General features: G+C 28.9%; 10 protein-coding genes. All 10 read right to left on the minus strand.

Translation table 11 applies throughout. The features are described 5' to 3' along the window. Nucleotides 1–8: 8 nt before the first annotated feature. Entirely contained in the window at nucleotides 9–1007 is a 999-nt protein-coding gene (locus MPF19_RS04490) for an HNH endonuclease (protein WP_249986962.1), read from the minus strand. Beyond that, nucleotides 1004–3058, minus strand: a complete 2055-nt coding sequence (locus MPF19_RS04495) for an AAA family ATPase (protein ID WP_249986963.1) — start codon at nucleotides 3056–3058, stop codon at nucleotides 1004–1006. The genes MPF19_RS04490 and MPF19_RS04495 overlap by 4 nt, the downstream gene beginning before the upstream one ends. A gap of 62 nt (nucleotides 3059–3120) precedes the next feature. After that, nucleotides 3121–5127 (minus strand): BREX system Lon protease-like protein BrxL, encoded by a 2007-nt coding sequence (gene brxL, locus MPF19_RS04500; RefSeq protein WP_249986964.1) that lies wholly within the window; start codon nucleotides 5125–5127, stop codon nucleotides 3121–3123. A 2-nt stretch (nucleotides 5128–5129) separates the two neighbouring features. Beyond that, nucleotides 5130–7658: a BREX-1 system phosphatase PglZ type A gene (gene pglZ / locus MPF19_RS04505; protein WP_249986965.1), complete on the minus strand. Its 2529-nt coding sequence runs from the start codon at nucleotides 7656–7658 to the stop codon at nucleotides 5130–5132. Nucleotides 7659–7660: 2 nt separating this feature from the next. Further along, nucleotides 7661–11392, minus strand: coding sequence for a BREX-1 system adenine-specific DNA-methyltransferase PglX (gene pglX / locus MPF19_RS04510; protein WP_249986966.1), 3732 nt, complete (start codon nucleotides 11390–11392; stop codon nucleotides 7661–7663). A gap of 3 nt (nucleotides 11393–11395) precedes the next feature. Further along, the gene (brxC, locus tag MPF19_RS04515) at nucleotides 11396–14926 is read right to left on the minus strand and encodes a BREX system P-loop protein BrxC (RefSeq protein WP_249986967.1); all 3531 of its coding nucleotides are present in this window, start codon (nucleotides 14924–14926) and stop codon (nucleotides 11396–11398) included. Further along, entirely contained in the window at nucleotides 14919–15509 is a 591-nt protein-coding gene (locus tag MPF19_RS04520) for a BREX protein BrxB domain-containing protein (RefSeq protein WP_249986968.1), read from the minus strand. Before MPF19_RS04520 ends, brxC begins: the two co-directional genes overlap by 8 nt. Before the next feature lie 10 nt (nucleotides 15510–15519). Beyond that, nucleotides 15520–16116 carry a BrxA family protein gene (locus MPF19_RS04525; protein ID WP_249986969.1) on the minus strand — a complete coding sequence of 199 codons (597 nt, stop codon included), beginning with the start codon at nucleotides 16114–16116 and terminating at the stop codon, nucleotides 15520–15522. A 707-nt stretch (nucleotides 16117–16823) separates the two neighbouring features. Next, on the minus strand, nucleotides 16824–18284 hold the full coding sequence (locus MPF19_RS04530; RefSeq protein WP_249986970.1) for a patatin-like phospholipase domain-containing protein: 1461 nt from the start codon (nucleotides 18282–18284) through the stop codon (nucleotides 16824–16826). A 25-nt stretch (nucleotides 18285–18309) separates the two neighbouring features. Next, nucleotides 18310–19107, minus strand: coding sequence for a hypothetical protein (locus MPF19_RS04535; protein WP_249986971.1), 798 nt, complete (start codon nucleotides 19105–19107; stop codon nucleotides 18310–18312). Nucleotide 19108 lies beyond the last annotated feature (1 nt).

Raw genomic sequence — 19108 nt, forward strand, 5'->3', positions numbered from 1 at the left:
TTAATCTATTATGACTTTTTTATAATACCTAATTCAATTAAAATATCTTTTTTCATTTTACTTAAAGGTCTTCTTTCAAAGAGTGTTTCGTCCTTATGAACGCCAAATGCTAAACGATACACTTCATCCTCAGAAATTGTTAACCCCTTAAATTGTGTGGTAAGATTTTGTAAATATCTATCCGAATATACATCCCTAATTTTTCTTAAATCTTCAATCTCATCTTCATGAGTTTCATATATTTCCTTTAATTTAAAAGCTTCCGTAGTTTTTTCTTCTTTACTCTCTGGAGTACTTAAAATTTTAAATGTGAAATTATTATAGTCTTTATGATCATAGCTAAACTGGAAATCAATAATCTTATCAACATAAGGGTGTAAATGATCTCTTAAATTAAATTCTTCAGTTCCTTTTACAGCACTATTACAAATATGACAACTTGGGATAAGGTTATAAAAGGAAAGTGCCAATAAAGGAAATTTACTCTTTGGAAACCAATGGTCAAATTCAGGACGTGTTATTTTATTTGGTTTGATTACCGTTTTTGTATAAGTTCGATTACAATAAACACATGTGTTAATATTAAGCTTGTTTGCTAAATCATATGTAGAATATTTTGTATCTTTTTTAGAAAAAGAATTAGTGTAATTGAATATTCTATTTAACTCTAAATCAAGTGATTTTATAAGTAGTCCATATTTTTTTATATTCGTTTTTTGACTCGTAGTTAGCGTTTTTCCATTAGATTTTAGGGCGCAATTATTTTTATAATTAATGTAGCCTATAAATGTATGTTTAGGAATTGAATTATAAAATTTGATATTAATTTTTTCCAGTTCTTTGGGTAAACCTATTAGTATAGATTGAAGATTAACATCCGTTAAAAAATTCCTTATTATAATATTGGTACTATTGTTTGCTTTTCTTTTAACCTTTGAAAAAAGGTTCTTAAGGTGTTCATCACAGGCCTCTTTAATATTCTTTTTATTTGGATCTAGATAAATCAAAGTGTTTTTTTTCTTTCAATTAAAAAATTTATTTCTTTTTGCAACATTGCTTTTTGAAATTCTTTGACGTCTACTAATTCGTCAAGCATTTCAGACAACTTTATCCTCATAATTGGTTCATCAATTATAGCAATAACTTTTTTATGGAATTCAATTTCTTTAGAAAAATCAATACTCCTTTTGACTGGATCTTTATTCTCATTCAGCCATTTTATGGTATTTTCAATTTTCATTTTCGAAAACTCACCAATTAAGCCATCTTCTACAAAAAATGAATCAGCCAATAAATCTGTAATATTTGCCCCAAATGATTTTTTAATACTACTATCTGAGATTACCGTTTGATTATTGACATCTTTATTTAAATACACAATATTTTCTTTAGGAATATCAGACAATGTTAAAGGGTCATGTGTTGTAAAAATAATTTGAATCCCTGTAATAATCGAATTTACCTTAAACACTTCGGGTAAGGTGCTTATTATAGCATTCGTAAATTTTTTTTTCCAAAGAGGATGATAACCTTGTTCTGGCTCGTCTAAAAGTAAAATACAATTTTCTGAATATAAATATGGAGTTTTATTATAGCGTATTAGATAATCATAAATTGAAGAATACAAATCAATAAGAGATTTCTCTCCTGTTGAAAGTTTTTTATTAGGTTTTATTTCCAGTATACTATTTAAACGATCTATTTTAACATTTGAAATCAATTCTTCATAATGATCTAATAGCTTATTAAATAATTTATAATCTCCATTTTTTATATCAAATTCAAAACCGCCATCTATTATTGAACAATACTTATTCTTAGCAAGGATTGTTAATGAATAGTAAAAATTATATGCGGATTGTATTAATTCAATTTGTTTAAGAACATTATGTGCTTTTTTTTCATTACTAATACCACCAAAAGACATATTTATATTAGAAAAATTTTTAAGCTCGAGCTTTATAGATATTAAATTATCAAGATCTATTTTTATATCTTTTCTTTTCAAATAATTATATGCTAATTCACTTGTTTGAATTATGAATTTATGAAGAAAATGCGTTAATTTTTCTTTAAAGGAATTATCATTTAGTATTTTATCTAAAGGATAATATCCATAATCACCATCTAAAGCAAATGAATCTTTTAATATCAAATATGTTAAAATATTTATCTCAATATTTTTAAAAAAATCTTTATCATCATGTAGATATTGACTTTTCTTATCGTCTTTAAATACATAGCTATCCCATAAAGCTTTTAACTCATCTTGAATAGTTCCATTTTTACTAAATATTTCTTCTATTTTATCTTCATTTAATGTTATTGATTTTTCTAGATTATTTTTAGTTTTATCCAAAAGTAAGTTCCTTATTTTATAGAGTTTATTTCCTAAAGTAGATTGAATATAAATTTTTTCAAAATCACTTTTATATAAAGATTTGGCTTTAATCCTGATTTTATCATAACTAGGAAAGTCTGGATAGTTTTTTTTCAAAACCTTTGTTAAACCTTCATTTTTAAGAAAGAATAGATGTCTCCTGATATTTCCCAAATAATAATTTTGAAAATCATCTCTATGATAATTTGCAAGATTTATTGATGAGTTTATTTCTTGTAAATCATAATCTAAATTCGGAGAATAATATAAGATGGATTCATTTATTTCTGATTTCTTAATTGACTCATATTCAATCTCACTTTGTTCTAAAACTAAAGTGGTTTCATTAAGTATTTGTATAGTATCTTCTTTTTCATAAATTAAAACACAATTTCTCAACGGTGGATTAGAATTTAATTCTTGAATTAATGTTCTTAGAATAGAGGTTTTACCTGTTCCATTTGCTCCAACTATAGTAGATATTAAGGAAATATCTTTACTCCAAAATGATTTTATAAAATGTTTATTTTCTAATTTTTCTATTAGTTTAATAGAGTTCCCTAATTCACTAAACTTATAGGTATAATTACCTCCTAAATTAATAGTAATTCCGTCGTGATTTTCTCCAAATAGATGTGTTAAGGCAAGTTTTGGAATATAAATAGCAACTAATCTCATACTCGTATTTTAATAAAATATTCCTCTTTATAGTTAAAGAAGCCTAATCCGTTCTAATAATTCTACATTTTCAAATAAGTCAACTCGCAAGACTTACATTTTCTTTTGGTCTGATCTATGTCTGCTACATTAAATCTACCTTCTATCTTTTCAAAAATATCCAAGCCTCTTCCTAAGGTAATTTTCCAACCATTATCGGCAGCAATAAAACGATCATGGTGTTCTTCTATACGATAGGTTAAGTTGATGCCTATGGTAGCAACATTTTCTTGCATTTCTTCAAAGTTAGCAATGGAATCACTTATGAAATCTTCATTATTCCAAGTAACCACTTCCAAATTAATTTCTTCTTCTGGATCTTTTATTTGAGAAAGCATTAAACAAAACTCTAGTAAATTTTTAAATTGATATGGCAATCGTATATAAGGATCTTGAATTGTAATATTATTTCCGCCTTTTAAATAGGCTCCAAATAAATTTTTATAAGAAACTCCTGTTTGATTGTCTTTTAAAATCTCTTGTTTCGTTTTTAAGACAATTTTTTCTTTTTTTACTACAGATGTGTCTTCTTCAATTTCTTCTTGCTGTTTTACTTTAATTGCAGCTTTGTAGTTTAAATTTTCTAACGTTTCTGGTGCAACTTCTTTTCCTGTAGATAAAACAGTATAAATAAAATCAACAGGTTCTTTACTGAAGGTTTCATCAATAATGTATAATTGATCTTTCACACGTTTTCTGCCTTCAACAGCAAAATCTAAAATCTCTAAAATTTCTTCTTCGGTTGCCTCTTTATGCGGATATAGTAATTTTGTTAAACCAGAAAAAGATTTACGAATTGCAGTCTTGTCTCTAGTAGTTAAAGAACCATCTAATTTAATGGTATCGTCTAATAAAGAAGAGTAGTCAGACTTTCTTAATTCTCTCAACAACTCTGCTATATAATCTACAATAAAACCATATTCATCAGAAAAAACGGCACTTTTTAAAATACGAACTTCCCAACCAGGAATGTACATGTGCATTCTGTCTAAAAAAGCACCTTTTATATACCCTTCAGGAATCGACTCAAATAAATGAGTGTTTTTTAACATGTAGGGTACGTTGTGTTTTGTGTTACCAACAAAAGCCATTGATGCCGTTGCTTGGTAGGTTTCTTTACCACGATTAAAACTTTGGTTTGCCATGTAATTCTGCATGATCTTTACCAAATCTCCATCGGTACGTTTTCCGCCTTTTTCTTGCTCAAATTCATCTAAAGCAACTACATCCCAATAACCAACTAAACCAATTTTGTTTCCTGTATTGTTTACAAATAAACGTGCTTTAGAAACATCTCCTCCAGAAACTAAAACTCCATGAGGTGACAATTCTGAAAAAACATGAGATTTTCCTGTTCCTTTAGGGCCTAATTCTATAAAATTAAAATTATTCTCCGCATGTGGAATTAACCTTGAAAGCTGAATAAATTTATCTCGTCTGCTAAAATATTCTGGCTTTAACCCAATACTGTGCATTAATAAATCTAACCATTCCTCTGTGGTAAATGCTTTTCTTAGTTCTACGTATTCTTGCAAATCTACGTTTGCAACTTGTATTGGCTTTAAATCTATAATTAACCAACGTACATCCACATCTTCTGCATGGGAATAGCCCATTGTTAAAATACACCAAACACCACCACCACTTAATAGTTTGCTGTTTTCGCTCACCATAGCATCTGGAATTGGCACTCCTTTTAATCCTAAATTAGCAAATTCTGCTTGATAGATATTTGCTCTATCATTTAAGGAAACACTTATTTTATCTATAATTTTAAAACTTCCTAATTCTCTTATTTTATGTTTTACAATTTCAGCATCAGATCTGTGCACATAATTATCTTTAATTACGTTTTTCACCTTTTCTACACCTGCTTTTATCAGCTCTTCATCATCAATGGCACAATATTGTCCTAATAAATATTCTAGCACGTAAACAGGTACAGGATTACTTCCTTTTACCAATGTAGCCAAATCTTTACGAACTACTTTTCCTTCAAAATTTTCTAATATTTTTTCTTTTAAACTCATAGCTAAAAATCTTGTCCTAATAAGGTATTGTTGGTTACTAACTCTTCAATTAATGGGTTTAATAAATCTTCTGTATCAAACACTTTTAATTTGAAAATACTTTCGGTAGAAAATTCTGCCATTAATACCAATTCTATATTTGTTAAACGATCACTTGGTGCTTCTGAAGTACTGTTTAAAACAATTTCAACAGCATTACTTACCAACTTCGTTTCTTTATACAATGCAACACTAATTGTTCTTTCTTTTTCTAATCGAGAGACTTCATTTTCTTGTAAAATATTAAATTTTAAAATGTTAGACGTAACACGTAATTTTTTATTGTTTAATAATAGTGGATTTACTTTTTTAGCAAATTCTTCTCGTTTTCTAGAACTTATAATTAAGGGTGTTATTAATTCTTGTAAACTTCCTCCACAATGTACAAATTGATGTCCTACGCCAGATTTACGGTATCTATTTACAGAAAAAGGAATGTTTACAAACACATCGTCTTTAAAAGCGGTAGTTTGTTTTAAAGGAAAGCTGTAACCCAATTCATTTTCGTGTTGTTCTTTGGTGATAAAAAAACGATTGTGAGAAATTAAGGTGTCTTTTGGTAAAGATTCTAACTCTTTATCTTCAATTTTTTTATCGGTATATAAAAAACCATGATCTGCTGTTACCAATACATTTGTAACGTTATAAGAACTGTGTAATAATTTTATAAAACGTGCTAATTCTGCAACCGCAGTTCTTACAGCTTCAAAAGTTCTTTGTTCAGAAACTCGTTTATCTCCAAGAGCATCTATTACGTCATGATAAATATACACCAAGTCATTTTTAAACAAGGCTCTATTCTCTGCTTGCTTCGCATTTTTTACGGTTTCAAATTTTACTGCTTCTGCATTTTCTTTATAGTTTTGCAATAACTTTGTTCTATTAGTGCTCTCTGTAGAAATTCCATCACTTAAAATAGCACCTTCATTAAATTCTTTTTCTCCTGGTAATAATTGTGCCATTCCTACATTTGTTTTAGAAGGAATAGAAGCCAATACATGTCTTATTTCTGCGGTGTTTTTTGTGTCTCCATGCATTTTAGACAACAATTCTGCACCTACTTCATAACGCAAAGCATCAGAAATTATGACTACTAATTTTTGATTTACATCTGCAACTTCTGTGTTATAGAAATCGTATTGTTTTGGAGTTTGAATGTTTTTGTAGTTAAAATCTATGCTAGACAAACATTGCAACCATTGTCTGTTTAATTGATCTACATGTTTATTATAGGTATCATTCAAATGGTTTTTAAGCACTTCTAAATTGATGATTTCAGGAACTTCTACACTATCAATTTCATTTAAATATAAAATAGCTCTTCTGTAATTGGTATCTATTTTATAATCTTTGTTGGTATAATTAGCAATGTATTCTTCTGGCGTATTTAAATTGTAGGTAGTTATTTTATTAATTGCCAAGGTTGTTTTTAATACCTGAATTAAAAAACGAACTGTTTCTTTAGCAGCACCTTGTAATTCTTGCTGTAAGGCTAATTTTTCTAGTATTTTTAAACCAATTTCATCATTTGTAATGATCTTGTTTTGCAATTGTTCTAAAATTGCCCACGTTAAGTTATTAGGATAAAAAGCATAATCAGCTTCTAAACCATAAGTAGCGACTAATTGTTTTCCTTGAATGTCTTTTTGAATGGAACCCAACAATTCTTGAAATCCATTGTTTACTAATGGATGGCTTTCTACTACTTGCCAAAATTGATTGATTGCCGTAATCTGACTCGTATCTGTAATTTTTAATGTTGCATACGCATCATTTTTTACCAAACGTGTATTTTGCATAGTATAATTATACAAAACACTTCTTGCAGCTTGTAAAAATTCTTCGGTAGTTATTTCTTTTAACGTATAACCAATATGTTGTTTTACTTTATCTGTAATAATCTCTTGTAAATACGTGGTTTTTATTTTTTGCTGAACTCTTTTAAAAGCTGCTTCATTTTTTTCTTGTGATAAAATGCACAACTTGGTAATGATAACCACCCAATTTTCTACATTCTTAAATTTTAAAAAAGCCGATAATAAACCTTGTTGCAAGGTAGTTTCTTCAAAATTACCTGATGTTAAAATAGGAGTAACCACTTCTTTTACACTCGCATATTTTAATTCGCTCATGTATTTAGAAACCATACTTTTTTGATGACGCTGCAAACCAAACTCTTCCATAAAAGCACCTACATTGTCTAACTGTAATTCTTTATTTGCCAACAACAACCCCATTAACGGAAAGTTTTGATACATTTCCTGAGAAGTAGGTTGGGGCAGTGGTAGGTACAACAATACCTTTTCATCTTGTAGCTCTTGAGTTAATTGATATTTTAACACAAAAGGATTGTTCTCCCAATACACTACCTTAAATTCTTGTGATTCTATTTGCTGCACTTCTTCTAAAAATTCTTGTGCTTCATCAAATAGAAACAAGATTTTTAACGCAGGAAAATTAGCAAAGTATTGTTTGGTTTTATTTACTATCATATTTACTTAATCTTTGCTAAAACAGTTTCAAACTTTTTGTAATTTACAGTAACACCATCATCTAAATCAAATGTGATTTGGTTGTCTGCTACTGTTTTTAATTCTGCTTCATACTCATAACACTCGTCTCTGTTTTTACGCAATTGCTCTAACTTTTTGGCTTCTTGTGTATTTAAATTTGCTTCATTATTTTCTAATAAAGTAATTTCTGAAACGATGTTTTTTATATGTTCTAATAAATAATTATCACGTATTTTTTCTACAGTAAAGGCATTCATTCGATGCATATAGACCAATACTTGAAAAGCTCCTTTTTTAGAAGAAAACAACCAGTAAATTGGTTTCTTATTGTACATCCCTTTTTTACAATGGTATTTGTAAAAATCTGCAACTAGGAATTTCTCTAACTCTTTATTTAAACATTCTTGTATAAAGTTAATATTCTCTGTACGTGTTCCTGCTCCCCAAATAGCATCTAGTAAACTATATATTTGCTGTAAGGCATCATCTGGGAAATTACAGGCAGTTCCCATGATTGGTAAAATAGCATCTTCATCTATGGTAATGTTGCCATTGTTGTATGTGTAACTTTGTAACTCTTCTGCGGTTGGGTTTGGGTGTGCAATGTTTAAACCTTTTTTATCTAATCGGTAACGCCCCATAAACAAACCAATAGCGTAACTGATAAACTGACTAATTACTTCTGCTTGGTTAATTGGTAAAGCAATTGCTTCATTGCCATTTTCTCTAAAGTCTACTTCTAGCTTTTCTAAATCTTTTTTAGCCAGTTCTTCTTGTAATATGGTAATATCTTTTAAAGTTACTTCTGGTGTTAACTCGTCTTGTAAACCATAAATATCAATAAAAATACGGTTGAGTTCTTCTTCGTTTTTATGTAATTGAAAGAAACTTTTACGTACATCTTCTTCCCAAGTTGCATACGCACTTTCTAAAGTATTTGCTTTATTTAATAATGGCGATTGTTCAAAATCCCATGAGGTTTCTCTGGAATCCCAATCTTTTTTTGAAGGTTGCAAAAAATCATCATTAAATATATTTACATCTTCCTGTTTAAACGGAACATTTGCAACATCTCCTACGCTGAAATCTAAAGTTGGACTTTGAATAGATAGAAAAAAGTTAAATACTTTTGAGTTTAAGTAAGGTAATATATTATAATCTTCAATTAAAAAAATACAAGACCCCTTTGTATCAAATAAATAACCTTCACCAAAACTTCTAAAAGCGATATCACTTGATGATAATGTCGACCAAGTTAAACCATCCTTAAAATAGTATTGACTATTTCTAATTACACTACTTTTATGTTTTCTTATTAATTTACCATCATTTTCCCAATTTACCAAAAGCTCATTCTGACCATACCATCTTCTTGACCCTCCACCTTTATTATATGGAAACCATTTATCCCCATCTTTTAATGATGATTTCAAACTATCTATTTCATACCAACACCTTAAAAATTGATCATTATTACCAGTTTGCATACCTGTTTTTACGTCACAAATAGATGTGAGACTTTCATATGAATTATAAATATTCAAAACATTCTCGGTAGCCCAATATGCTATCGGATTACTAGGAATATTAAAGAAATTTGATTGTGGTATATTTGAATATTTATTTTCCTTATTAAAAAACTGTTCCTCTTTTAGATTAATATTTTTATAATCTACCAACCTATAATAAGTTGCTTTTTCTAAATATTTTTCGTTTTTTAAAACGAATGCAGTAGATTGTACAACTTCACCACTTAATTCTTCAAAAGTTCTCGGCCCCAAATGTAACATGTTTAATATTTGATAGTTATTAAGAATATGACTTCTTAATTTCTTATATGTTGTTTTAAACATCCAAGAATGCTGATTAATCATTCCCATAAAACCATTAGGTACATTCATTGCTAATGTAGATTCCATAAACACAGCAAATAAATCAGATTTAGACAATGGATAATTTGCATTCACATAATTTTTTAATGCTGCATTCATATTCTTCTGTCCCATATATGGTGGGTTTGCCACTACAGAAGTATATTTTTTAGTGAGTAGTATTAAAACGGGTATGTAATTTTTAAGTGTATTTAAAATGGCTATTTCTTCAATATCCAATGCTGCAACTTTTTCTCTTTCTAACCAATTGTTATAGGTTGTTTCAATATGGGTTCTAGTACCTATATTAATATTGCATTTAATTACAGAACCTAAATTTTTTCCTTGTCGTAATAATTGCATTGCATAGAAAAAATCGGCATAATTGTAGGGTTTTTCGAAATCTCCCCAAAACAATTCTAATTCTTTAGAAAAATCTACAGTAATAGGTAATTTGTTATGATCTCTTAATATATCAACTACTTTTTCATTTAAAACATTACCTTCTTTAAAGGTTACTTTTTTCTTTACATCTTTATTTTTTTTGATTTCACTCCATTCAACAGTTATTGGTGCTGCTAATTGCATGCCTTGCAGATCTAACCAATCTCCAGAAAAATCATAATCTTTTGTTGTAAACCAATTTTGCAATTGGTCTTCTGGCATGGCATATACATTCGGCAACCAATCTTTTTTCCAAATTGAAGGATACACTTTTGCTGCTTTTAATAAAATAGCAAATGTGGCTAATTGTGCTGCTCTATCATCTATATCTAAACCAAATAAGTTATTTTTTAGAATAGATTCTACCGCTTCTTCTGGTGTGTAGTATTCTTCTAAATACATTTTGTAAATCAGGTCGAAACCTTCTACTAAAATGTGTCCAGATCCTGCTGCAGGGTCTATTAGGGTTAGGTCTTCTACGTTGTTAATGAGAGCTTCTTTGATATGCCCTTCGACAAGCTCAGGGAGACATTCGTCTTCATTATTGTCATTCGTTACCAAATACTTCATTGAAGATTTTAAAGCAGAGTTTGGGTGTTTGTCTAACCATGTTTTACCTGCGGTGTTTTCTACCATGTATTTTACAATCCAATTGGGCGTAAAAATTTGGGTTGCTGCAGGTATGTCTTTGGCTTCTGCTTTTTTCTTCTTTTTAAAAGACGCAAATACTTCGTCTTTCTTTTCAGAAATATAAAATTGGTATAACCAACCAATCAATTCTACTTTTTGGTAATCTTCATCAGAAATAGCATCTGTGGTATTTAATAAATGTAGAAAACCATCGGTTTGCAACATATTGTCTGGCAATAGCAATTCTGTATAATCGTCTATTTTACCAAAAACACGCTGTAAGGTTTTGTGACTATGGCAATAGCCTTTTATTAATATTGCGAAAGCTTCTTGGTCTTTGCTGTAATCGGTTAATATGTTTTGTAATCGTTTCTTTTCATCTGCATTTAAAAAATCACTTTTACCTTGTCTTGCTTTTTGTAAAATTACTGGTGTATGTTCTAAACCTGTTGTGTCTTCTAATTGTGGTTCTTCGTAGCCGTTTTTCACTAAAATACGCAACGCCATAATTCTATTAAACCACGTATAAGCAGCTTCTTCTATAACTACTTCTACACCTTTATTTTTAATAGCAACCTGTAAAGAGTGCCATAAATTAGGTACAGAAGGATCATCAAAAACGTCTCCTCTAAAACTATAACCACCAGATACTTTTTCTGGTTGTTCTAAAATTGCTCCTTTTTCATCAAAACCCCAATACAATAATTTCTTAGCAACGCCTTGCATTAGTATTTTACGAGACTCTTGTGCAAATGTTTTTGTATTCATAGCTTATTTTATGATGATGTTTTTTTTGTCTTTTAGCAATTGTAACATTTCTCTACGCAACTTTAACAAGTATTCTTCTAATTCTTTTTCTGTAGTAATGGTAGAGACACCTTTGGCTACATAGTAAATAGAAGATTCTGCTGCTTTACTTCCTGCAGCCACTGGTGTTGCCTTTATTATTTTTTCTAATTCTTTGGCTTTAAAATTTGAAACTTCTAAAATCTTGCTTTTTAAACCAGAAAGTGATGTTAAGTTTTTAATGCCATTTAAGGTATATTCTTTATCGCTAAAAACACTTTTTGCTACTTTACGTTTTGTTGCCTCTGCTTCTAATTCTGTAAAAACAGCATCATACGCTTTTATCGCTTTGTCTTTTAGCTCTTTAATTTTAGCAGTAATTGCTTGTTCTAATTCGTCATAGGCTTTTACAATATGTCTGAATTCTTTTCGAGGATCTTCTAATGTAAAAAAGTGATTTACCTTTTTAACTTTTTCTAAATCGTCTTTTGCTAACAGTTTAAAGTTATCGTTATTAATACTTACAAAAGATTTAATTTCTGTGTATTTAGACAAAGAACTTGCAGCAAAATCTTCAATTGCTTTTACGGTATCTAACAACTCTTTTAATTGCTCTTGATCTTCTGTAATAGCACGAAATTGTTTTTTTAGATCTGCAATTAATACGATCTGGTTCATGGCTTTTTTAGCATCTGAAAAACAGTTGCCAAAAGCCTCCTTTTTATAATGAGATTCTAGTTCTGAAAACGAACGTTCTTTTTTAGATAAGCTATCTTTTAAAGCATCAAATAATTTATTTTGATCTGTTTGAATGTGCTCTCCAGTCAATACTTCATTAAAAATATTTTTATAAGCGGCCAATACATTGTCTAACGTATCTTGGTCTATTTCTTCACTAGCAACTACCTCGCAAGAAGTTCTTTCTGCTGTAGATACTGCTTTATTAATGAAATCTACTCGGTTATAACGTTCTATATTTTTATACTTAAACTCTCTTTTTTTCTTCTTTTCTAAACGGACTACAATATCTAAAACTGCTTCGAAACGCCAACCAAAAGGTTCTTTTTCAAAATGTTTAATTAAGTCATATACCGTAATTTGGTTGTTATTTAGTGAAATAAAATCATTCACCATTTGCTCTGCAGGTTCTAATGTTTCCATTAAAACTTGATTGTCCATAACAGATTTTTTCAACTCTTGTTGGTTGCGAGCGTAATTATTAGATAAGTCATGATATTTATAAATGCCTTTTAAATGGGCTTCTATAACATTTTTAAAACGATCTGCTGGTGTGGTTCCATTTACATCACTTGGTTCTAAAATGTTATTTTGAGACACAAAACGTGTATATGTAAAATTAGATTTAAGCGTATTTACTAATTTATCTTTTAATTGGTTATTACGAACTCTGAAATTTTCATTAGTTCTAGATCTGCTACCCGCCCCTCCTGAAGGCGTATTTAAAAAATAATCATTGGTTTTACAATACCAATCAAATTCCTTTTTAAGTGTTTCGTCTGCAGTAAACCACTCGTTTACAGCAACAACAATTTCTTTTTTATTGATATCTAATGCTTTCTGTTCTAAAGGTGTATTGTCTCTAAGTAATACTGTAATATTAAAATCTCCATTTCTAAAAATCTCTTTACCTTCTATTCCATAGCCCACTTTAAAATCGTTTTGACCAAAAGAAAATTTTGGTGTAACATTTATTATTGGCCTTATTAGACTGTCAAAAGTAGTGTAGCGAATATCCATACCAATAACGCGACCACTTATAAGTTTTTGCACATCCATTTCATCTTCATTAAAGAAGAAGTAACTTCCTTTTTCTTCTCTAATAATACTTTCTTCAGACAAACGGGTTAGTACTTTAGCAATTTCCTTTTGAAGTTCTTTTTTATTCTGATCTAAAGCGTCCATTAACAAAACGCCTAAATTTTCTACATTAGAAGGAAATGTTTGTCGTTGATTTTCTAACAAATTAGAAATCATAAACAATACTTTTACCACACGTTGGGCAAACGGATTGTTTTGTACATACGGAAGCTCTAAAGCATTTTGAATGGCTTTGTAACCTCTTTGTGTTAAATTAGTTTCTAATGATTTATTGTAGAAAGCATCAAAAGGCATAAATCCACCCACTTCATCATCTGCATGTTCTTTGGCTGTATAATGCGTAATACCTAAAATAGAACGCTCGTTGTCTTTTACTTGCTTAATTACAAACTGTAATTGCTGAAATGCCTCGAAAACATGGGCTATTAATTTGAATTGATACGGTACGAATGGATACCCAATAATAAACTCGCCTATAGATTTGTAACCTTTGTATAAATCGTGGTTTATTTTAAACTGATTGTCTATATAATCTTTATTGTCATCATACAAGTCTGTTAAATAAGCTATACCATTACTATTTTTATCTAAAACCCTACGCTGTGTAATGTAAGAAGCATCGTTACTTTGTAAAGAAATACGCGTATCAAAACGACCTAAAATTTTACCGAATTCATCTTGTACATCTGCAACACCATCTGCACCTCCAGAAACTTCATCTAAGGTTTGCTGTGCGGTACAAGCAATCCAAACTTGGTTGTTACAATCGTTACTAACTCTTTCTATAATATTTTGAAAATTTAATAGAATTTCTTTATTTGTTCCTACATATTGAGAAACTTCATCTACTAAAAATAATAATCGATAATTTTTATCTTTTCCTTTTAAAAATTCTTGCAATTCAGGAATCAAAGTCGCTTTTATGCCCACTTTATAATTCTCTGGATCTGCTATTTTTGCATGCAAAGAAACCTTATCTAATTCAGGAATAAATTGTTTTGCAATTTCTAAAACATCCTCTAATTGAAATGCTGCTGCATCTGCAGCATCAGTTTCCCAATTAAAACCAGTTTCTTCTTCTACTTTAACTTTAAAAGCTTCAAAAACACCTTTTTTATCTAATTGTTTTTCTAATAAAACAGCTAAAGGAATATCATTAGAATTATAACCTCTAAACTTATTTAGCATGTTTAAGAAAATACGAGTTAGACGTTCTTGACTTCCATCATCAGTTTCGTCTTCTACGTTAAACATGATGTTATCGCAATTAGAACTCTGTACTTTTTTCTTTAACAATCTTAAATTACTCACAGTAATCTCTGGATTATTACCAGCACTCATGGCATCATATTTTTCATCTTTTATTGCTTTTTCAAAAGCTTCAAAAGCAAGTTCAGAAGTTTGTACGTCTAATAAATAATGAACGTATTTAATAAAATGCGATTTTCCAGAACCGTAATAACCATTGATCCAAATACCAGATTTTCCTGACTTTTTATTTAAGATCGTATCTACAATTAAGTATAATTTTTCAATTAGCTCTTTTGTAAAAACGTATTCTTTAATCTCAGCATCAATGGTGTCTTCATTTTTGTTGCTAACAACTACTGCAGGATTGATATCTCTATCAATTTTTCTAGCGTAAATTTCTTTTAATAACATCTTTTTCTTATTCATTTATTAATTTAATAGCTCTGTATAAATTTTCATCTTTTAACAATCCAAAAAGTGAGTAATACTCTTTGGCTTCTCCAGGATAAAACATAATTAGTTTATAATGTTTTACATACTTTTCGAAATTGTTAAAAAAGCGACTTGCACGTATGTATGGAAAAGCGCTACCAAATCCTTTAAGAAACACATAAGATCTTTGAAAAGAATCTTCTATCTTTAAATGTGTTTGTATTTTTTGATTTAGAAATTCTAAAAAACGAGTATCATAAGCATCTCTAAATAAGGATTTTTCAACGGCTTCCTGCTTACTTTCTTCTCGCTCCATATAAAACTCGAATTTGGTGGTTTTTGCCATTTTTTCTTGTTTTAAATAGGTGATAAATTCCTCATAAATATCTAAAACAATAACATCGAGATAATTTGTAGGACGATGCAAACGATTTTTAATATCTAAAATTTCCGCATTTATTTCATATTCTTTTTCCGCTTCATACATGTACATATATGCAGGGAAAAACAAATTTCCTGTTTCATAATCTTTAAAGTCATCATTTGCTAAATGCGTATATAATTCTGCTATCGTCATTTACTATTTTTTATATAAAACAAGCTTCTACAAACCATTTATCGTCATTTTCTTTAAAATAATTCCAAAAAAGTTGATTTGTATTTCGAGGTTTTTGTAATACTTTTCCGTTATACAGATTAGCGTCTTTTAATGCTTTTCTATATTGTGTATTTATCTTCTTAACAGTTGTTTCAGACCAACTTTCTACATCTTCAGAAGTAGAAGATAATTCATCTAAACGCATCTGGATATCGTATTCAGTTAATTCTAATCCTAACTTCTGTTTTTGGACTGTAACTTGAAAATGTAGGTCAAAGATAATTGGGTAGGTTTTTAAACAAACATATAATAATGCTAATTTTGATTCTGCTTCATTCAACCCTTGAAAAAAGTCCCAAAAATTTGGAGACATTACTTTGTGTCTTCTTGTAATTTCTGAAACTATTCGCTTTCTTGCTGATAAAGTTTTAATGGCAAGTATCTTATTTTCTTCAATATCATTTCTTACAATTTCTTCAAAATTTTCATCTAACAAATAATCCTTCAAGTTAGAAAATTCATTAAAGAAGATTCCACCTGCTGTAAAATTTGCATCATATTTATTCATCATCATTAAACTCGTCATTAATTGCTATTCTTCCAATAATTCGAAGGTTAGTATACTTCGAATTGCAAATTTATTGTATTTTATTTTTCTATTGATTTTTCACTCTTTTATTTAAGACTTTTTATTGTATTCAATTCTTTAATATAAAGGGGTTTAAGAGGTTTTTAATAAAATATTTTTTGAAGCTCTAAAGTAATAAAACGAACTGATATATAATTACGGATTTCCATAATTCTATAAAACTAGAATTATAGAAATATATAAGAGTCTGAAATACAAACTGGTATTCTATGGATATATTATTTTAAGCAGAAAACTATTTATTCCATATTCCGATACGGAATATAGAATACTAAAGTTTAAGAATTTCTAGGATCACCTACAATACTCATTTTTTTAGACTGAATAGTATTCAAAGAACAAAACATAAATTTCTAATCTTGTTTTATAGGGGGCAAAACAGGTACATATATTATGAGCTTTTAAAACACAACTGAAACGTATTACAACTTCTTTATAAAAAGTATTGATTTGTTATAATATTGGGTAAAAACATCATTTTATTTGTAATAAATTATTTTTTATGCAATTCACAATCCATTATCGTATCTAAAAAATAGTATTTGTATAAAATACCGATCTTACTTTATGCCCAGTTCTTTCAAACCTACCTGATTATTTAGATAATTTAATAAAAAGATTAGATAAATGCAACGTGTTTATTATTATTTAATAAAATCCTTTAACTCTGTTGTTTGAATATATCCAAGACCAACAAATGCTGAAAATTGGTCAGTATAAAAACTTTGATCAGCAGTAGTAGTATGTGGAAACTTATAGTTCACAAAACGCCATTTAGACTTATTATTTAGCCAGTTAGAATAACTCTTAGTCCAAGCTGCAGAAAGCGCATAAAAATCTGAATCTCTTTCAAGGTTATTTTCAATATTACAGTGTACACTTTCTTTTAGAATATTACCTCTATTTATAACTGTATTATTACTAAAAACTGCTTCAATCGATTCTGGTAATGACATTTTCATATAAAAAATATTAATGATTAGAGGTTCCTTTAAATAATCAGGTTCAAGGAAAATCGATTTAACAGTTCCTTTATATATAGATTTCTCTAACTGAGTTTTATTGTTGGCTATAAAATTATCGATTTCAGGAATTGAAAAATTTAATGATAGCTCTTTTTTTAATTGTTCTTTTAAAATTTTATACCCATCAAAACTTAATTTTTTGTTATGTTCAGCATCTATAATTATAATGTTTTTAACCCCTCTTCTAATTAAAGCTATTGCACCTAAATTTTCTGAATGACCTCCATCACTTAAAGGAATGTAATTTGATTTTATTGAATCTGAATGATTGGGATAGTTTTGCACCAATTTAAACTTTAAAGCAGCACCAGAGCTAGTAATTGCTTTTTCTAATGTTACTGGGGTATTATTGTCATTTATTAAAAATCCAATTTCAGGGTTTCCTTGATGATATGGTGTGCTTTCGTATAAACTAGATAGCCAATCATTATTTTTTTTACTTTGAATAGTCGAATTGATTATAAAATATGGTTTTTTTATTCCTGTTGTCGATTTATAATCATTCAACTTTAGGTTCCATGATTTTTTATTTATAAAAGTTCGCTGTATACCATTCTGGTAACTTTGAAAAGCTCGATTTGGGCTGTTAAAGAAAACTCTAAGCATTGTAGGTACTTTCATCATATTTCCTTTTTCTCTTAATTGACAAAGTTCATTTATAAATATTTCATCATCTAAAAAAGTGGATCCTAAACGATTATTTTTATTTTGAAACTCATTTGAAAAAAACCAACCTAGGGCATAACCTCCTCCTGAAACACTTGACATAATTTGAATAGAATCAAGGATTTTTAAATCATAGAGAGCTTTGATAGCCCCTATATTAACAGCTGCAGATCGTATCCCTCCACCAGACATTGCTAACCCCCATTTTAATTCTTTAGAACGAGGATAAAACTGAGTTTCTCCATCATACACTATTAATTTACTTTTGTTTAATTGAGCAATTTCTTTCGTTGTACTATCAAAATACCCTGTATACCCAGATATACCTTCTTGAGCAGGTAAATTTACTTTTTGATAAATTTTACATGAATAAAAAAGAAATAATGTAATAAAGATAATTAGTAAATTTTTCATAGTGTTTAGTTTTAGTTGTTAAGGATTAAAAATTGACTTTTCTTATTTTTCTATTCTTTGAATGGTAATATAGTTTAGAAAATTTATAGTCAAAATGGCCTTGTTTATTGGTAGTACGAATAAAAAAAAACGGATAATTTATAAAAATTTCGTTTGCGTATTCATAAGCTTCCTTGTTATCAAAACTTTCACCTCCTCGATTATATTTTTGATCTTCCCATGCAAAAACCCAACGTTTAAGGTTTTTCTTAAATTTTATAGAAGTAGCAAAAACACTATCTAAAATAATAAGTGATTTTTTTATGTTACCCTGTTCTTTCGGATAATTATTAGTTATGCTATCAAATTTTATAATGTCTCCTTTTTCAGTAAAATTGAATACAACTCTTTTGCTGTTTTTTCTGCCATTGAGGTCTAAGAAAATGAATTTATTGTCGATCTCTTTCCCTATAGATATATTATCAATATCGTTAAGGATATTAAATCTATTATAAAGGTTTAACTTATCATTAAAAATCCCTCCTTCAAAGATAAATTTATGAGATTTTGTAGTAAGATATAGTACTTCATTAGTTGTTTTATTCCTCAATAAATAAAGCATTTCATAAATTAAACCTTTTTCGGTATCAACTCCATTGGAAAAATTAAGTGGCACAGGGGTTTCTTCAGTCGTTTTATTAGTGCTTCTTAGTAGAAAAACATAAGTATAATAATCACTTAAATATTTTATTTCCGAATTACGAATTACAGCATCATTTATTTTAGTTGAACTACAAGAGCTTAAAACTAAAAATAGTGTTAGTAAATAGGTTAATTTTTTCATT

The sequence above is a fragment of the Polaribacter sp. Z014 genome, assembly GCF_023555435.1.
Lineage (GTDB): Bacteria > Bacteroidota > Bacteroidia > Flavobacteriales > Flavobacteriaceae > Polaribacter.